The organism is Paraburkholderia oxyphila NBRC 105797, assembly GCF_000685075.1.
Classification (GTDB): domain Bacteria; phylum Pseudomonadota; class Gammaproteobacteria; order Burkholderiales; family Burkholderiaceae; genus Paraburkholderia; species Paraburkholderia oxyphila.
In genome coordinates, this window is sequence record NZ_BAYD01000015.1 from 112213 (window position 1) to 128903 (window position 16691).

Consider the following 16691-nt stretch of genomic DNA (forward strand, 5'->3'; position numbering starts at 1 on the left):
GAGCACACGATGGAAGCAAACGAAAGAGTCGCGGCACCGATTGCAGCACCCAGCGCCGCCATCGGCGAGCACGGCGCGATCGAGGGGCATTCGATCGACTTCATTCCCGAGAGCGAGCGCACCGACCGGCTCTCGCGTCAAGGGCCGTTCTGGTTTCTCGGCAACTTCACGTTCTTCACGATGACCATCGGCTTCGTGGGGCCGAGCGTGGGGCTCAACGCCCTCTGGACGACCGTGGCCGGCACGCTCGGCATCATGTTCGGCACCTTGTTCATGGCGTTCCACGGCTCGCAGGGCCCACATCTGGGCCTGCCGCAGATGATCCAGTCGCGCGCGCAGTTCGGCTATCGCGGCGTGGTGCTCGTGCTGCTCGCCACGCTGTTCGTGTTCGCGGGTTTCAATATCGTCAATCTCGTGCTGATGATGCAGGGCCTCAAGGCGCTGTTCGGCTGGGACCCGCTCAAGGTGGCGCTCGTGGTGACCGTGCCCGCAGCGGTCCTTGCCATCCTCGGCCACGACTGGATGCACCGCAGCTTCAAGTGGGCCTTGTATCTGTCGCTGCCGCTGTATGGCATCGTCACGCTGGCGGTGCTCATGCACTGGGTGCCCGATCTGCCGCTGCCGGCAGCGCTGCCCGGCACGCCGCCGCCCGCGCCGCTTGGCTTCTGCTGGACCGGGTTCATCACGCAGTTCGCCGCTGCCGCGAGCTACAACATCGCTTACGCGCCCTATGTGTCGGACTATTCGCGCTATCTGCCGAAGAACACGCCGAGCGGCCGGCTGATCGCCGCGGTGTTCCTCGGGGCGTCGCTCTCGGGCGCCTGGATGATCGCGGCGGGCGGCTGGCTCGGCGATCACCTGCACGCCACCGACGTGCTCGTGGCGCTCAACCAGGTCGGCAGCGATTTGTCGCCGCGCCTCGGGAGCGTGGTGGTGGCCGTCACGATCGTGGCCTTCCTGCCCGTGATTGCGATGAACATCTACAGCGCCAAGCTCACGGCCATTACGGGCGTCGATTCGTTCAGGAAGATCGAGCCCACCGCCCGCGTGCGCGTGCTGGCGATTCTCTTCGTGGTGGTGCTTCAGCTTGTAGTCGCGCTCAGCATCTATACGTCGGGCAAGGGGCTCTCGGTGCTGAACATCTATCTCGTGGTGATGCTCTACTTCCTCGTGCCCTGGACGGCCGTGAACCTCACGGACTACTTCTTCGTGCGCAAGGGCCGTTATGCGATTCCGCACTTCTTCCTGCCGCACAACAACATCTACGGCACATGGGGCGCACGCGGCCTGATGTCGTACGCGATCGGGTTTGCCGCGATGATCCCGTTCTTCTGCATCTTCGACGGCGCCAACGAAGTCTATGTCGGCCCGTTTGCGCGGGCGATGGGCAGCGTCGACCTGGCCTGGCTCGTGGGGCTGTTCGTCTCGGGCATTGCGTATTACCTGCTGAGCCGTTCGCTCGATCTTCGCCGCGAGGAGGCGCTCATCGCGCAGATCGAAAAGACCATGCCTCAGTACACCACGGGCGAGCAGCGCTTCTGAACGCCATATCGTCAGGATAACGAATCAGGAATTCATCATGGAAAGCGGGCAATACGACTACATCATCGTGGGCGCGGGATCGGCGGGCTGCGTGCTGGCCAACCGGCTCACCGAGGATCCAGCAGTGAGCGTGCTGGTGCTCGAGTACGGCGGCAGCGACCGCAGCATCATCATCCAGATGCCAAGCGCGTTCTCCATGCCGATGAACACGCGCAAGTTCAACTGGAAATATCAGACCGCGCCGGAGCCGCATCTGAACGGACGCCAGCTCCATTGCCCGCGCGGCAAGGTGCTGGGGGGATCGTCGTCGATCAACGGGCTCGTCTACATTCGCGGCCACGCTTACGACTTCGACGAATGGGAGGAACTGGGCGCGCGCGGCTGGGGCTACCGCAACTGCCTGCCGTACTTCCGCCGCGCCGAAAACTACAAGTTCGGCGGCGACCAATACCGTGGCTCGAACGGGCCGCTCTCGACGAACAACGGCAACAACATGAAGAACCCGTTGTACGGCGCATGGATCGAAGCGGGCGTGCAGGCCGGCTACATTCACACGGACGACTGCAACGGGCACATGCAGGAAGGCTTCGGCGCGATGCACATGACGGTGAAGGACGGCGTGCGCTGGTCCACCGCGAACGCGTACCTGCGTCCGGCGATGACCCGGCCCAACCTGCATGTGGTCACGAATGCGATGACGCGGCAGGTGATCGTCGAGGGCAAGCGCGCGGTCGGCGTGATCTACGACCGGGGCGGCATCACGCACACGGCGCGCTGCCGCGCCGAAGTGCTGATTGCGTCGGGCCCGATCGGCTCGCCACATCTGCTGCAGCGCTCCGGCATTGGACCTGCCGAGGTATTGCGCCAGGCGGGCGTGGAGGTCAAGCACGCGCTGCCGGGCGTCGGCATGAATCTGCAGGATCATGCGGAGATCTACATCCAGTACGCCTGCAAGGAACCGGTCACGCTCAACGGCAGCATGGATCCGTGGCACAAGTTCCTGATTGGACTGCGCTGGCTGCTGTTCAAGGACGGACTCGGCGCGAGCAACCATTTCGAGGCGGGCGGTTTCATCCGCTCCGAGGCGGGGCTGCGCTGGCCCGACATTCAGTTCCATTTCCTGCCGGCCGCGATGCGCTACGACGGCGACAAGCCGTTCAAGGGGCACGGCTTCATGGTGCTGACCGGGCCGAACAAGCCCAAAAGCCGGGGCCACGTGCGGCTCACGGCGGCGGATCCTTACGTGCATCCCGAGATTCGCTTCAACTATCTGGACCGCGAAGAAGACCGCGAGGGCTTCAGGCGCTGCGTGCGGCTCACGCGCGAGATCATCGGGCAGCCGGCGATGGACCGCTTCCGCGACGTCGAGCTCGCCCCCGGACCCGACGTGCAGACCGACGACGAGATCGACGCATTCGTGCGGGCGAATCTGGAAAGCACCATGCATCCGTGCGGCTCGTGCCGCATGGGCGAGGACGACATGGCCGTGGTCGATTCCGAGTTGCGTGTGCGCGGCATGACGGGCTTGCGCGTGATCGATTCGTCGGTGTTTCCAACCGAGCCCAACGGCAATCTCAATGCGCCGACCATCATGCTCGCGGAACGCGCATCCGATCTCGTGCGCGGCAAGCCGATGCTGCCGCCATCGCATGCGAAGGTGGGGCTCGCCGAAGGCTGGGAGACGCGGCAACGCACACGGGAACCCAAACGGCAACTGTATCGCGTCGAGTACAGCGATACGCAGTCGTAGACTGCACAGCACGAAGAGCACAAAGCGGCCTCGCGAGGGCCGCTTTTGTTTGGTTCGTATAATGTCGACAAAAATAGAGAAGTGCGCGCCGAATGGTATACTCCCCGCCTCGCGGCTGCGATGCGTCGCGAGGCAGTGAACCGCTTGGAGCGCAACCTTCCCGACCAGGTAACACCGACATGGCGAGACAACGAACGCAGGAACTTCCGGATCTCGGTATCTTGCTCAAACCGAGGGGCCAACTGATGCTGGCGGTGGAGGATGCTGTCTTGCGGGGGAAGGAGTGGGAGAGTGCGTCCATGCCCGTGGCGGCGCAGATCGCCGCCCGCATCGCGGGAGCCATCACGCTCAATCACATCGAGGCGGGCAAGCGTCTTCTGGAAAGCGACATCGGCGAGATCCTGCACGTGAGCCGTGCGCCGGTGCGCGAGGCGTTGCGCATTCTGGAGCGCGACCGGCTGGTCGCGGTCGAGGCGCGGCGCGGCGCAATCGTGACGCAACCGGACGCGCGCGAGCTGCGCGATATCTTCGCGGTGCGCACGCTGCTGTACTCGGCGCTCATCAAGGATCTGCTGGCCGAATCGCCGGCGCAGCTCGGCAAGGTGTTCGACGAGCACGTGAAGGCGCTCGAGCAGGCGATGAACGAATCGCTGGATGCGTACGTCCTCGAGGGTTTCCTGCTGAATTTCGCGGTCTTCGACCTGGGCAGCAACCTCGTGCTCTCGGACATGCTGAAATCCATTTCGTTACGCGTGCTGCGCTACAACCGGATGGCGTTCGCCGCGCATCCGGAGGCCATTACTCAGTCGATTCGCGGCTGGCGCGAGCTGCGCCGCGCGATCGCGGCGCAGGATCTGCCGCGCGTGCTCAAGTGCGTCGAGACGCGCATGAACACGTCGCGCGACAACGCCATTCGCGCAATCGAAACGCCGGAGCACGGCGCGCCCGCGCGCCGCAAGACGCGCGCCGCGTGAGCGCTGCACCGCGTGCGGCGATCTTTGCAAGCCCACCCCGGCTTCCAGGAATGGAATATGCTGGATGCTTCTCCATGATCACAGAACAAAAGAGGGGAGCATGACTAACCGACAAACGAAGCCGCCACGCAGGCTGGCCCTGCCGATCGCGACGGTCTGCGTGGCTGCGGGGATGGCGTTCGCGGCATCCGGCGCCAACGCGCAAACCGAGGCTTACACGAGCGAGCCGGTCGATCTGTTTGCCGGGCCGTCCGACGCCTATCCGGTCGTGAGCGAGCTCGGTCCCAACGTGCCGGTCGAGGTGATGGGCTGCGTGAGCGACTACTCCTGGTGTGACGTCGCGCTCCCCGGCCTGCGTGGCTGGATCTATGCGGGCTATCTCGTGTACCCGTATCAAGGCGACTACGTGCCGCTGACCGGCTATGGCGCGGCCATCGGCCTGCCGATCGTCACGTTTGCCGTCGGCGCGTACTGGGGTAGCTTCTATCGCGATCGGCCCTGGTACGGCGACCGCGATCGTTGGGAGCACGTCCCGCCGCCGGGCCGCGGCCGTCCGCCGGAGCCGCCACGCTATCAGGGCGGCCCGCCGGGAGCGCCGGGACGGCCACCGCCGCCACAGATGGGCGGCCCACGTCCGCCGATCAACGGCGCTCCGCCGCCTGGCCGCCCGCCCGTGAACGGCGGCCCGCCCGCCCAGATGCAGCATCCCCCGGCCGAGATGCCGCGCCCACCCGCGGAAGTGCAGCGTCCGCCCATGCCGCAACCCAATATGGGCCGGCCGCCCGCACCGCAAGGCGCGCCCGCGTACAATCGGCCGCCCGGCCCGCCGCCTGGCGGAGGGCGCCCGCCACAGGCGCCTGCCGAGCACGGCCGCCCCGAGGCGTCGCCACAAGGCGGCCATTCGTCCGGCCAGGGCGGAGGCCACGGCGACCAGCGGCAGCAGAACTGAGGCGCGACGCCTCCGTGTAACGCCGGGGACGCCCGCAACGGGCGTCCTCCCGCTTCTGCCTTTTCAGGGGAAGCGGCGTGCGGCTACGCCTTGTTCATGCGAGCAAGGCCAGTTTTCCTCCCTGGCGGCTAGTTAATTAGGATTGCGTTTCATATATCCGAGTCCATCCCGGCTGGCGTGGCGCACGTATTCCGGGTGGCCGCTAGCCGCCCGCGGCTGAAGTGCTCACGCCCGGCGCAAGTCCTCGATCGGCTAAATCCGGCGAGGGCCTGCCGCATCCGACGAATTTAACAATCCCTGACAGTACCTTTGCGAGCTTGCAGCGACAATAGGTTGTCGCGGCCTGTCGATGGTTGGACCGCATCGAACGTGGCGTGCGGCACATGCACGCCGGGCAACGAAATTGGGCTACGGGGGCCGGTGCAGTCGGGGCATGGCGACGCACCGTTAGTGGGGAAGTCAGAGCGGACTCGAGTCCGCCGGATAACGCTGACAAACAGCGCCTGGAAGTACGGGGAGTGGCGATGGCAGCGGGAAACGCCATGGTGTGAGATCGGCAGCGGTCTGCGGGCGGGTGTCGGGCGGTGATGCCCGCCTGCGCGTGACGCGCCGGCTCGGCGGCGCCTGCGCCGGCGGCCCGAGTCCGGGGGGGAGGGACGCCGGAGACCACGCGATGCGTAGCCCGCGGCTATCGCCACTCGTTTTTCATACCAGAGCCTGTCGTTGGTGCGACGAGGCTTGGGCTACGCCTTCATGCATGCGCTTTTCGCGCGCAAGCAGGGCTGCGCCGCCGGGCGCGCACGCTGCAAGTCCGGCGGATCTGGAGCTTGTCTGCTACACGAGGGAGTTCATGTTTTTTCGTTTCGGCAGCATGCGGTTTCCGCCTGGCTCACGGGTGAACGGCTCGGGCCGCAGCCGCGATCTCGAGCGCATCGAACTCGATCTCGCCCGCGATCGGCACGCGCGCGCGGCCATGGAAGCCTATGCGGATTCGTGCGAAGCCGAACTGCCGTGGCTGAGCGAGGCGTTGCGCCAGTCACGCTTCGGCCGCTCGGATAGGCTGACGCAGTGCTCGTCGACAGTCATGCGTACCTTCGTGTTCGCCCAGGCGCGCGCCGCGGTTCAGCCCGATTACGCGCACGCCGCGTGGGAGCATGTACGCGCTCAACTGGCCGCCTTGCTGGCCGGCGAGCCTGTGGTCGAGCCAGCGGCGCATGACGCGCGGCGCGAGGCCGACCCGGCGGCGGCCGGCGACGCAATGCAAGCGGACGGCACGGTAGCGGACTTGGGTGCGGTGATCACGACTGACATGAATGGCGCAGCGGCCGACTTGCAGCCCCGCCGCGGCGGATGAGGTCCGGCCGCGCGGGGGCGGTTTCGGTCGGGCTACGGTCGGTCGGGGGCGTTTTCGACTACCATGTGCGAAAACTGGTTCCCGATCTCTTCAGGCGCATTGTTGCGTAGCGTGCTCCCATTCATTTCAAGACGCGGCGAGAGTGGCGCCCTGGTTGTGCGGCAGGGGCCGCGTGGCATGGGATTGGGGATGGAGGCCGGGCGTTGCAGAGCCGGCCCATCCCGGGAAGATGAATAACGACACTGGGTGCAGGACACTATGAGAATTGCCGTACTCGATGACGATCCGGCGCAGACCGATTTCGTCTGCCAGACGCTGATGGCGGCTGGCCACGTCTGTCACGCGTTCGCCAAGGGAGGCGAGCTCGTCAAGCAGCTCCGGCGGCAGACGTTCGACTTGCTCGTGCTCGACTGGAACGTGCCTGACATGGCCGGCGACGAGGTCCTGCACTGGGTCCGCCAAAGCCTGTCCACGCGCTTGCCCGTCCTCTTCATGACGAGCCGCAGCCGCGAAGTCGACATCGCGCTGATGCTCAACAGCGGCGCCGACGACTACGTGGTCAAGCCGGTCTCCGCGCCGGTCCTGCTCGCGCGCGTGGGTTCGCTGCTGCGCCGTGCCTATCAGCTGCACGCGCCGTCGCAAAAGGAAGTCTTCGGCGAGTACGAGTTCGATCTGAAATCGCGTCAGGCATCGGTCAGCGGCAAGCAGGTGGCGCTCACGCAAAAGGAGTTCGAGCTTGCGCTGCTGCTGTTCCAGCATCTGAGCCGGCCGCTCTCGCGCGCGCACATCCTCGACGTGATCTGGAAGCAGTCCGACGACATTCCGTCGCGTACCATGGACACGCACGTCTCCATGCTGCGCTCGAAGCTCGGCCTGCGCCCGGAGAACGGCTATCGTCTCACGCCGATCTACGGCTACGGCTATCGCCTCGAACGGATCGAGGGGGACGCGGCGTGAGTGGTGCTTATTCGGCGCGGCCGGCTCAGGCGCGGCCGGCTCAGGCGCGGCCGGCCGCACCTGGGCGCGTGACGCTTGCCGTTGCGCTGTCCTGGCCCGGCCCCGCTTGTCACGCTGGCCCGGCAACCCTCCCGCGCATGCCGCGCGCGCGTGCACCGCTTGCCAGTGCAGTTGCCTGTGCGCTGGCATTGGGCCTGCTGCCCGCCGCGGGCCGCGCCGAAGCCCGCAAGCCGCATCTCCCGGCGGCCGAAATGGCGATTTACGTCACGCGTCCGGGCGACTCGCTCTACGACATCGCCACGCGCTATCTGCGCAATCCCGCCGACTGGACCCGGCTCGCGCGCATCAACCGCGTGAGCGCGCCGCGCCGCCTGCAGCCGGGCACCTCGCTGCGCGTGCCGGTCGCGTTGCTGCGCCAGGATCACCTGAGCGCACGCGTGATCGCCACGTCGGGACCCGCGGGCCATGCGTTCGGCAATGGGCCGTTGCTGCCGCTCGTCGTCGGCGGAACGCTCGTCGAAGGCGATCGCGTGCAGACCGGCCAGAACGGCTTCGCCACACTCGAGCTGGCCGACGGCTCGCATCTCGTCATCCCGCCGGGCGCCTCGCTCGATCTCGCCACGCTGCGCCAGACCGCGCTCACCGGCGCGACCGACCGCGTGGTCAACCTGCATAGCGGCCAGGTGAACACCGAGGTCACGCACGCCACCCGCAAGGACGACCGCTTTCAGATCCGCTCGCCTTCGGTGGTGGCCGGCGTGCGCGGCACGAGCTTTCGCGTGAATTACGACGGCGACAAGGGCTCGACGGCCGTCGAAGTGCTCGAAGGCGCGGTGGGCGTGGACGCGGCACCGCACGGCCCCGCCGCGTCGGTCGCCCCCGCGCCGGGCACGCCGCTGGCCGCATCCACGCAGCTGGTCGCGGCGCGCCACGGCAGCCTCACGCTGGCAGGCGGCGCGGTGGGCGGGCCGGTCGCGCTGCTCGACGCGCCCGATCTGCGCAATCCTGCGAAGGTCCAGGACGACGAGACCGTCGCATTCGATCTTGCACCGATGACGGGGGCGCACAGCTATCGCGTGCAGGTCGGCCGCGACGCGGGCCTGCTCGATCTGATCGGCGATGCGCGCTCGGACGGGCCGCATATCGAGGTGGGCGCGCTCGAGGACGGCACGTATTTCGCGCGCTTTTCCGCCATCGACGAGAACGGCCTCGAAGGCATGCCGTCGACCTATGCGTTCCAGCGCCGGCGTGTTTCGCTGGGCGCCTCGGCCGGGCGCGTCGAGGGCACGCGCGACTATGCATTCCGCTGGTTCGTCGATCAGCGCCGCGCCGGCAGCACGCGTTTTCGCTTCGTGCTGGCCACCTCGTCGGACCTGCGCGCGCCGCTCGTGGACCGCACCGACATCACGGACGGCGAGGCCGTCGTCAGCGATCTGCCCAAGGGCGTCTACTACTGGACGGTGATTGCCGAGCAGTTCGAAGGGGGCCGCTACTTCCAGAAGGCGAGCCCCGTACAGTCGTTCCGTCTCGACTGGTGAGGCTTCGGCGCATGAGCGTGAGCGCGCGCCCCCGCTCCCGCCTCGGCCGCCCGGTCGGGCGGCGCTTTCTGTTCGAGTGGCTGGGCGTCGCGTGCGCGGGCATCGCCGTCGTCCTGTTGAGCGTGGTGTGGCAGTGGACGCTCAGCGCCGATCATCTGGTCTACGACCGCTTCCTCGCCGCGCGCGAGCGGCCGGTCTCGCCCGACATCGTGATCGTCGAGATCGACAATGCGAGCGTTGCCGCGCTGGGCCGCTGGCCGTGGCCGCGCAGCCTGCACGCGCAGCTCGTCGATCGGCTCGCGAAGGCGGGCGTGGCGGCGGTGGTCTACGACGTGCTCTTCACCGAGCCCTCGCCCGACGACACGCGTTTTGGCGAGGCCCTGCGCGAGCGTTCCTCGTATTTGCCGGTGCTGCTTTCGCCCGCCAACGAGGCCGACTACGGCCGCCGCGAGGTCGTGGAGCCCGTCGCGCCGCTGGCCCAGGCCGCCGCGGGTCTCGGCCACATCAACCTCGAAGTCGACGGTGACGGCATCGTGCGCAGCGTCGCGATGTTCGAAGGCGATGCGCGGCAGCGCTGGCCGCAGTTGATGGTGCCGCTCTGGCGCGCGGTGCGCGAAGGCAAGATCGCGCTGCCCGATCTCGCCGGCGCGAGCAGCGCCGCGGCCGCTGCCGCCGACGCGAAGCTCATGCACGCGGGCGGCCCCGATAGCGAAGCGCGTTTCCTGCTGCCGTTCGGCTCCAATACGCAGACTTATCGCAAGGTGTCGTTCGCACAAGTGCTCGAAGGGCATCTGCCGCCCGATCTGCTGCGGGGTCGCGTGGCGCTGGTGGGCGTGACGGCCTCGGGCCTGTTCGACCGTTTCGCCACGCCGCTCTCGGGCACGCTCGGGCCGATGCCCGGCGTCTACATTCACGCGCTCGTGCTCGATACGCTGCTGGCGGGCACGGCCATCGAGCCGGCCTCGCAGCTCACGGTGGTGCTCGCCTCGCTGGTGCCGCTCGCGCTGCTGCTGGCCGGCTTTCTCGTGCTCTCGCCGCTGCGCACGCTGCTCCTGCTGCCGCTGCTCGCGTTCCTTTCGCTGGCCGGTAGCGCCGCGCTGCTCTATTACGCGCGGATCTGGCTCGCGCCGGTGCCCGCGATCGTCGCGCTCGGGCTCGTCTATCCGCTCTGGAGCTGGCGGCGCCTCGAAATGACGATGGCGTATCTGCGCAAGGAGCTGCGCCAGCTCGCCGACGAGCCTTACCTGCTGCCCGAGGCGCCCACGCCGCCGCGCGAGTTCGGCGGCGACGTGCTGGCCCAGCAGATGGCGCTGATGGCGCAGGCCGCGCAGCGCCTGCAGGACATGCGGCGCTTCGTGTGGGACAGCCTCGACTCCGTGCCGGAGCCGCTTGTCGTGGCCGACCTGCGCGGCGTGGTGCTGATCGCCAACCATGCGGCGCGCGCCTATTTCGCACACCTGAACGTGAGCGCCGCCGAGGGCCGCGCGATGCAGGAGGTGTTCGGCGATCTCGCGCTCGTCAAGCCGATCGACCCGAATCCCGAGACGCTGGCGTTCGCTTCCGCGCATTGGCCCGCGCCGCTCGATCCCGGGCGCGGCGAGTACGCGCAGCTCATGGAGCGCGGCGTGGAAGTGCGCGCACGCGACGGCAGCGATTATCTGCTGCGCTACGCGAGCTGCACGAACGCGCAGGGGCAGGCGGTGGGCTGGATCGCGGGCCTCGTCGACGTGACCGCGCTGCACGATGCCGAGCGCCAGCGCGAGCACGCGCTGCGCCTGCTGTCGCACGACATGCGCTCGCCGCAGGCTTCGATCGTGGCGCTCGTCGAGACCGAGCGCGAGCGCGGCACCCTCGAAGCCGCTCCGGTGCGCGAGGTGATGGACCGCATCGAACGCTACGCGCGCCGCTCGCTCACGCTCGCCGACGACTTCGTGCAGCTCGCACGCGCGGAATCGCAGGTGTACGCGCTGGAGCCGACCAGCCTCACGGAGCTTGCCATCGACGCCAGCGACGAAGTCTGGCCGCAGGCGAGCGCCAAGCACATCCAGATCGAGACCGCCTTCGAGGGCGAGCAGATGGGGTGGATCAACGCCGACCGCTCGCTCATGACGCGCGCGCTGGTCAATATTCTGAACAACGCAGTGAAATACAGCCCACCAGAAACAAGAATTGTCTGTAGTATCGCAGTCGCGGATGGCCTGACGCCGCGCGTGATCTGCTCGATTCGCGACGAGGGCTATGGCATTCCGCTCGAAGATCAAGCCAGGCTGTTCCAGCCGTTCCGCCGCTTTCATGCGGGCCAGCGGCCCGAGGTGAGCGGCGCGGGGCTCGGCATGGCGTTCGTGAAGACGGTCGTGACGCGTCACGGCGGCGAGATCCATGTGGAGAGCGCGCCGGACCAGGGCACGACGGTGACGATGTCGCTGCCGGCGCTCGATGCCGCGGCCTGAGGGCGCCGTTGGCGTGCGCGCCGCCACTTCGCGGCGCGTCGATGCGCCCCGGCCGGCGCTGGACTCCGCTTGATCCTGTTTGATCCCTGTCCGATCCTGTCAAATGGCGCCAGTCGTGGCTGGCAATGATTCCGATGGAGTTCCCCGTGAAAGTCCTGATGACGATCTGCACCTTGTCGATGCTGGGTGCGCTCGCCGGCTGTGCAGGCGCGAGCGCCGACGTGCGGGCCAGCGGCGACCTGAGCGCGACCGACGCGGCGGCCGCGACGTATCAGCTCGCGCGCACGCCCGCGCAGGCCGACTCTGCAGAGCCGCTGCCTTACGAGCGGCTGCTGGGCGCCGGCCTCGCTCAGCGCGGCTTCCAGGAAGACACGTCCGGGAAGGCGCGCTACCTCGTTTCCGCATCGTGGGCTTCACGGCCCGCCGACGTCACCGTTGCCACGGGTAACGCGGCCAATTGCGCGGGCGGCTGCGTGCCGTCCGAAGGGCCGGCGTTTCCGTGGTTCGGCCAGCGCTATGTGCATACGCTCACGTTGCGCTTCTTCGCGCTGCCGGACGGCCACGAAGCCTACAAGGTGAGCGCGGAAAAACGCGACCGCAACGCCGACGCGCAGCAGGCCCTCCCGTATCTGGTCGCCGGCGCGCTCGCACGGCTGCCGTATGCGGGCGCGCCGCAATGGCGCGTGAAGCTGAAGGAGGCGGCGCCCGCTGCCGGCACGTCCGCCACGCCCGCGATGCCCGACGTGATCTCCGTGACGCCGCTCGCGCAATGACGCGTTGGCCGGCTCGGCCACGCGCGGACGGGGGCAATTTTCCCCAGGCCGGGGCCGGGGTTGTGGACTAAGCTGATTTCCACGTGCTGCGGCAATGGTTGCCCGCAGGCGACGCCCTTTGCATGGGACGGGAGACAGACATGTACGACCACGTGGGTCTGCGCGTGCAGGATCTTGCACGCAGCTTGCGGTTTTACGAGGCGGCGCTGGCGCCGCTCGGTTATGGCGTCTGCGTGCGCTATGGCGACGACGTCGGCATCGGCAAACCTGGCACACCGAAATTCTGGCTCCACACCGTGGCGGCCAGCAACACCGACAAGCCGCGCGGCGCGCACGTGGCGTTCGCTGCCGCGAGTCGCGCCGAGGTCGACCGCTTCTACGCTGCGGGGATCGAGGCAGGCGGCGTGGATAACGGCGCACCGGGCCTGCGGCTCGACTACAGTCCCGACTACTACGGCGCCTTTCTCATCGACCCGGACGGCAACAATATCGAGGCGGTCACTTTCGGCGCCTGACCTCGATGTGTTCCCGGCATGGCCTGGTCAGGCATGCCGGGCTAGTGGTCAGCCGTGCCCGCGTTCTCGCCTTGCGGCGCGTCTTCGGCCTGCACGTCCGGCCAACGATTGTCGTACACGCATTCGCCGAGTGCCCGGCGCTCTGCCCAATGCTCGATCTCGAGCATCGGTTTCGGATAGAACTCGGCGACATGGCCCACGCAGAGGATCGCCACGGGCTTCGCGCCGGCCGGCATCCGCAGCAGCGTGCGCACCTCATCCACGTCGAAGATCGACACCCAGCCCATGCCGAGCCCTTCGGCGCGCGCCGCGAGCCACATGTTCTGGATCGCGCAGGCCACCGAGGCGAGGTCCATCTCCGGCAAGGTGCGGCGGCCGAAGATGTGCGTCTCGCGGCGGTCCATCAGCGCGACGACGAGCAACTCGCCGCATTCGCGCATGCCTTCCACCTTGAGCTTCATGAACTCGTCGCGGCGCTTGCCGAGCGCGTCGGCGGTGGCGAGGCGCTCGCGCTCGACGGCCTCGTGCAACTGCTCGCGCAATGCGGCGTCGGTGATGCGCACGATGCGCCACGGCTGCATATAGCCCACGCTCGGCGCGTGATGGGCGGCGTCGAGCAGGCGCGCCATCACCGCGGCATCGACAGGGCCAGGCGTGAAGTGCCGCATGTCGCGCCGTTCGTAGATCGCGCGGTAGACCGCCGCGCGCTCGGCTTCGTCAAAAGGCTGTGCCATGGAAGAGTGCGGCCGTGAAGGCCGGGTTGGAAGGCCAATAGGCGTGCATGTAGGTCGCGACGATCGAGCCGTGCCGATACAGCGGCTCGCCGTCCGCGCCCGTTTGCGCATGGCGTGCGCGCAGCGCAGGCGCGAGCGGCGTGCTCACGCGCGAATAGTGGAACGTGTGGCCGGTGAGCATGCCGTGCGTGCCGTCGAGCCGCTGCATGCCGAGCGCGGCAAAGCGCTTTTGCATGACGGCCTCGCCCGGCAGGAGGCCGAGCATGGGCGTGCGCGTGCCGTCGACGCTGGTGAGCGCATCGAGCAGATACAGCATGCCGCCGCATTCGGCCACGAGCGAGCGCCCGGCAATTGCATGCGCGCGCAACGAGTCTGCGCTGCGCGCGTTGCGCGCGAGCGTTGCCGCGTGGAGCTCGGGATAGCCGCCGGGCAGGTAGATGGCATCCGCCGACGTGGGCGCGGGTTCGTCGGCAAGCGGCGAGAAAAAGCTCACGCACGCACCCAGCGCTTCGAGCAGCGCGAGATTCGCCGGGTAGATGAACGAGAACGCGGCATCGCGCGCGATGGCGATGTGCATGCCGTCGAGCAGGCGAGGCACGCTCGCGAGGGCATCCGCCTCGCACGCCTGAAACTCGACCGCTGGCGGCAATTGCGCGAGCGCGGTTTGCGCGAGGGCGTCGGCGGCGCGTTCGATGCGCGCATCGAGATCGTCGATCTCGCTGGCCTGGTGCAGGCCGAGATGCCGGTCGGGCAGCGAGAACGCCGCGTCGCTCGCGACGTGCCCGAGCCAGCGGATATCGGCGGGCAGCCCTTCCTGCAACATTTGCGCGTGACGCGGCGAGCCTACGCGGTTGGCGAGCACGCCATGAAACGGCACGTCGGCGCGATAGCGCGCGAGCCCGAACGCAATCGCACCAAAGGTCTGCGCCATCGAATTCGCGCCGATCGCGGCGGCCACCGGCACGCCGAACTTCGCGGCGAGATCGGCGCTGCTGGGCGTGCCGTCGAAGAGGCCCATCACGCCTTCGATCAGGATGAGATCCGCTTGCGCTGCCGCTTGCGCGAGCAATGCGCGGCAGCCCGCTTCGCCCACCATCCACAAGTCGAGCGACATCACGGGGGCGCCGCTCGCGCGCTCGAGGATCATCGGATCGAGAAAGTCCGGGCCGGTCTTGAATACGCGCACGCGCCGTCCCATGCGCCGGTGCAGGCGCGCGAGGCCGGCGGTCAGCGTGGTCTTTCCCTGGCCCGATGCCGGCGCGCTGATGAAGAGCGCGGGGCAGGCGAGCGCGGCTGCCGTTGCTGCGATCGCTGCCATCGCGTCAGAACTCCACGCCCTTTTGTGCCTTCACGCCTTGCTCGCGATACGGATGCTTCACGAGCCGCATTTCGGTGACGAGGTCGGCGGCCTCGATCAGCGCATCGGGTGCGTGACGGCCCGTGACCACGACGTGCTGCATGGCGCCGCGCGCGGTGAGCACGCCGAGCACTTCGTCGAGCGGCAGGTACTCGTACTTGAGCACCGTGTTGAGCTCGTCGAGGATCACCATGCCGTATTCGCCGCTCTCGATCATGCGCTTCGCGGCGTCCCAGCCCTTGCGCGCCGTGGCGATGTCGGCGTCGCGATTCTGCGTGTTCCAGGTGTAGCCGTCGCCCATCGTGACGAAGTCGCAGTGCGCGATGCTGCCGAGGAAATCGCGCTCGGACGTATGCAGCGCGCCCTTGATGAACTGCACCACGCCGAGCTTCATGCCATGGCCCAGCACGCGCACGGCCATGCCGAACGCCGCCGTGCTCTTGCCCTTGCCGTTGCCGGTGTTGACGATGAGCAGGCCCTTTTCGTGCGTCGCGGCGGCCTGCTTCTTTTCGTGGCCTTCGCGGCGGCGCTCGGTCATGCGTTGGTGCGATTCGGGATCGGTTTTCATCGTCGCGGGTGTGTCCTGGGTTGGGGCCTTCGTCGCGGTTCTTCTTGCGATTCGGGCCGGGAATGTTGTTTAGATTGCGGCGCGCCGTGGTGCGTGACTGTGCGCGCCTGCAGCGTGTCCGATTTATGCGGGGGCTCGTGCGCCGGTTTGGGTGTCTGCCTGTGACGCTTCGGCGAAAGCCGCGATCGCGACGGTCACGCCGTCGAGCGCGAGCTTGCCGCGCACGAGCGGGCCGCCTCGTGCGGCGAGCCGTGCGCACGGCTCGCATACGCCCTCCACGCCAAAGCGCGCACTTGCCGCCACGCTTGCTCCGGACTGCACGCCCATGGCGTTCACGCTTTCGCGCGCGAAAGCCTGCAACGGCAGCGCATGCCTCGCGCAGAACGCGAGCAGGGCGGCTTCCGTGGCTTTCGCATCGAGCGTGGCCACGGCCTTCACGCGTGCGAGCGGCCAGGCGCCGAGCGCCGCATCCACGGCCGCCTCCACCTGCGCGAGCGTCACGCCGCTGCGGCAGCCGAGGCCCAGCGCGAGCGGCGCTGGATTGTGCACTGATGCGGGGGCGGTGGGCAAGGTGTCGGCAGGCAGGGAGCGGTTCACGGGAATGCGCGAGTTCGAGGGCGTGGCGTGCGCGGAGCGGGACGCGTTGCCTGGCGTGGCCGCCACGGCGGGCATGCGATGCGCTCCGGATGCGCGCATACGATAGCACACGCATTCCGGCCTTCGCGCACGGGCTGTGGCGCGCCAAGGGTAAAACCGGAGCGCGCGCAATGGGCTCTGCGAAGGGCTTGCATGGGCCTCGCGAGCGGCCGCCGCGCGGCTCGTGCAGCGCACTCGCCGGTTGACGCGCGTGCGGCCCGCGCCTAAACTCGCACGCACTCTGGTGCCCGCGTGCGCGTACGTTCTGCACGCAGTTAAACGGGAATCAGGGAGCCATCCCGCCACGGGCATGGCCAACCTGAACTGCACCCGCAACGGTACAACGAGCGCATCGGCCGCAAGGTCGATGCAAGCCGCTTCAAAGCATGCATGGCATGTGTGATGCCACTGCGCAGGCGGGCCGCAAGGCCTGCCGCGCGGGAAGGTGGAGCGGCGCTTCGTCAGTCCGGATACCGGCCAGATACGAGGGACGCGCGCTGCGGGGTTGCGGCGCCGGGTCCATGATTTCCATGCGTCAGCCGGGCATTGCTCGTCGCGCGTCTTTGCGTTTCACCGTTGTGCAAGCCTCGCGGC

Annotated in this window: 14 protein-coding genes and 1 riboswitch; of the genes, 10 read left to right on the forward strand and 4 right to left on the reverse strand. The window is 68.1% G+C overall.

Annotation, left to right across the window (positions count from 1 at the left end):
- Positions 1-9 precede the first annotated feature (9 nt).
- The 10 genes from BO1_RS13315 (at position 10) to BO1_RS13360 (ending at position 12802) form a co-directional block, all read left to right on the forward strand.
- Positions 10-1542, forward strand: coding sequence for a purine-cytosine permease family protein (locus tag BO1_RS13315; protein WP_028217989.1), 1533 nt, complete (start codon positions 10-12; stop codon positions 1540-1542).
- A 37-nt stretch (positions 1543-1579) separates the two neighbouring features.
- Positions 1580-3292, forward strand: coding sequence for a choline dehydrogenase (gene betA / locus BO1_RS13320; RefSeq protein ID WP_028217990.1), 1713 nt, complete (start codon positions 1580-1582; stop codon positions 3290-3292).
- 179 nt (positions 3293-3471) lie between these two features.
- Positions 3472-4266 carry a GntR family transcriptional regulator gene (locus BO1_RS13325; protein ID WP_028217991.1) on the forward strand — a complete coding sequence of 265 codons (795 nt, stop codon included), beginning with the start codon at positions 3472-3474 and terminating at the stop codon, positions 4264-4266.
- A 100-nt stretch (positions 4267-4366) separates the two neighbouring features.
- Positions 4367-5215 (forward strand): SH3 domain-containing protein, encoded by an 849-nt coding sequence (locus BO1_RS50855; RefSeq protein WP_063744681.1) that lies wholly within the window; start codon positions 4367-4369, stop codon positions 5213-5215.
- 850 nt (positions 5216-6065) lie between these two features.
- The gene (locus BO1_RS50860) at positions 6066-6569 is read left to right on the forward strand and encodes a hypothetical protein (RefSeq protein ID WP_052409445.1); all 504 of its coding nucleotides are present in this window, start codon (positions 6066-6068) and stop codon (positions 6567-6569) included.
- Positions 6570-6827: 258 nt separating this feature from the next.
- The gene (locus BO1_RS13340; RefSeq protein ID WP_028217992.1) at positions 6828-7526 is read left to right on the forward strand and encodes a response regulator transcription factor; all 699 of its coding nucleotides are present in this window, start codon (positions 6828-6830) and stop codon (positions 7524-7526) included.
- A gap of 137 nt (positions 7527-7663) precedes the next feature.
- On the forward strand, positions 7664-9064 hold the full coding sequence (locus tag BO1_RS50865; protein WP_043284708.1) for a FecR domain-containing protein: 1401 nt from the start codon (positions 7664-7666) through the stop codon (positions 9062-9064).
- Between the two features lie 11 nt (positions 9065-9075).
- A complete protein-coding gene (locus BO1_RS13350; protein ID WP_028217993.1) occupies positions 9076-11514 on the forward strand; it encodes a CHASE2 domain-containing protein in 2439 nt (812 codons plus the stop codon).
- Between the two features lie 146 nt (positions 11515-11660).
- Positions 11661-12287, forward strand: a complete 627-nt coding sequence (locus tag BO1_RS13355; protein WP_245643784.1) for a DUF4136 domain-containing protein — start codon at positions 11661-11663, stop codon at positions 12285-12287.
- A gap of 140 nt (positions 12288-12427) precedes the next feature.
- Entirely contained in the window at positions 12428-12802 is a 375-nt protein-coding gene (locus BO1_RS13360) for a VOC family protein (protein ID WP_028217995.1), read from the forward strand.
- Positions 12803-12843: 41 nt separating this feature from the next.
- On the opposite strand, the gene bluB is transcribed toward BO1_RS13360, so the two are convergent.
- The 4 genes from bluB to BO1_RS13380 all read right to left on the reverse strand — a co-directional run bounded on the left by bluB (position 12844) and on the right by BO1_RS13380 (position 16010).
- Positions 12844-13536, reverse strand: coding sequence for a 5,6-dimethylbenzimidazole synthase (gene bluB, locus BO1_RS13365; RefSeq protein WP_028217996.1), 693 nt, complete (start codon positions 13534-13536; stop codon positions 12844-12846).
- Positions 13520-14854 (reverse strand): cobyrinate a,c-diamide synthase, encoded by a 1335-nt coding sequence (locus BO1_RS13370; RefSeq protein WP_028217997.1) that lies wholly within the window; start codon positions 14852-14854, stop codon positions 13520-13522. The genes bluB and BO1_RS13370 overlap by 17 nt, the downstream gene beginning before the upstream one ends.
- A 4-nt stretch (positions 14855-14858) precedes the next feature.
- Positions 14859-15461, reverse strand: coding sequence for a cob(I)yrinic acid a,c-diamide adenosyltransferase (gene cobO / locus BO1_RS13375; RefSeq protein WP_028217998.1), 603 nt, complete (start codon positions 15459-15461; stop codon positions 14859-14861).
- Positions 15462-15584: 123 nt separating this feature from the next.
- Entirely contained in the window at positions 15585-16010 is a 426-nt protein-coding gene (locus tag BO1_RS13380) for a cobalamin biosynthesis protein (RefSeq protein ID WP_028217999.1), read from the reverse strand.
- A gap of 312 nt (positions 16011-16322) precedes the next feature.
- A riboswitch (cobalamin riboswitch) is annotated at positions 16323-16593 on the forward strand.
- The last annotated feature ends 98 nt before the right edge of the window (positions 16594-16691 follow it).

Excerpts from the sequence above, each read along its gene's own strand:
- BO1_RS50860 (WP_052409445.1), top strand. The coding sequence starts at position 6,066 with ATGTTTTTTCGTTTCGGCAGCATGCGGTTTCCGCCTGGCTCACGGGTG.
- BO1_RS13325 (WP_028217991.1), top strand. The coding sequence starts at position 3,472 with ATGGCGAGACAACGAACGCAGGAACTTCCGGATCTCGGTATCTTGCTC.
- cobO (WP_028217998.1), bottom strand. The coding sequence starts at position 15,461 with ATGAAAACCGATCCCGAATCGCACCAACGCATGACCGAGCGCCGCCGC.
- BO1_RS13370 (WP_028217997.1), bottom strand. The coding sequence starts at position 14,854 with ATGGCAGCGATCGCAGCAACGGCAGCCGCGCTCGCCTGCCCCGCGCTC.
- betA (WP_028217990.1), top strand. The coding sequence starts at position 1,580 with ATGGAAAGCGGGCAATACGACTACATCATCGTGGGCGCGGGATCGGCG.
- BO1_RS13315 (WP_028217989.1), top strand. The coding sequence starts at position 10 with ATGGAAGCAAACGAAAGAGTCGCGGCACCGATTGCAGCACCCAGCGCC.
- BO1_RS13360 (WP_028217995.1), top strand. The coding sequence starts at position 12,428 with ATGTACGACCACGTGGGTCTGCGCGTGCAGGATCTTGCACGCAGCTTG.
- BO1_RS50855 (WP_063744681.1), top strand. The coding sequence starts at position 4,367 with ATGACTAACCGACAAACGAAGCCGCCACGCAGGCTGGCCCTGCCGATC.
- BO1_RS50865 (WP_043284708.1), top strand. The coding sequence starts at position 7,664 with ATGCCGCGCGCGCGTGCACCGCTTGCCAGTGCAGTTGCCTGTGCGCTG.
- BO1_RS13350 (WP_028217993.1), top strand. The coding sequence starts at position 9,076 with ATGAGCGTGAGCGCGCGCCCCCGCTCCCGCCTCGGCCGCCCGGTCGGG.
- bluB (WP_028217996.1), bottom strand. The coding sequence starts at position 13,536 with ATGGCACAGCCTTTTGACGAAGCCGAGCGCGCGGCGGTCTACCGCGCG.
- BO1_RS13340 (WP_028217992.1), top strand. The coding sequence starts at position 6,828 with ATGAGAATTGCCGTACTCGATGACGATCCGGCGCAGACCGATTTCGTC.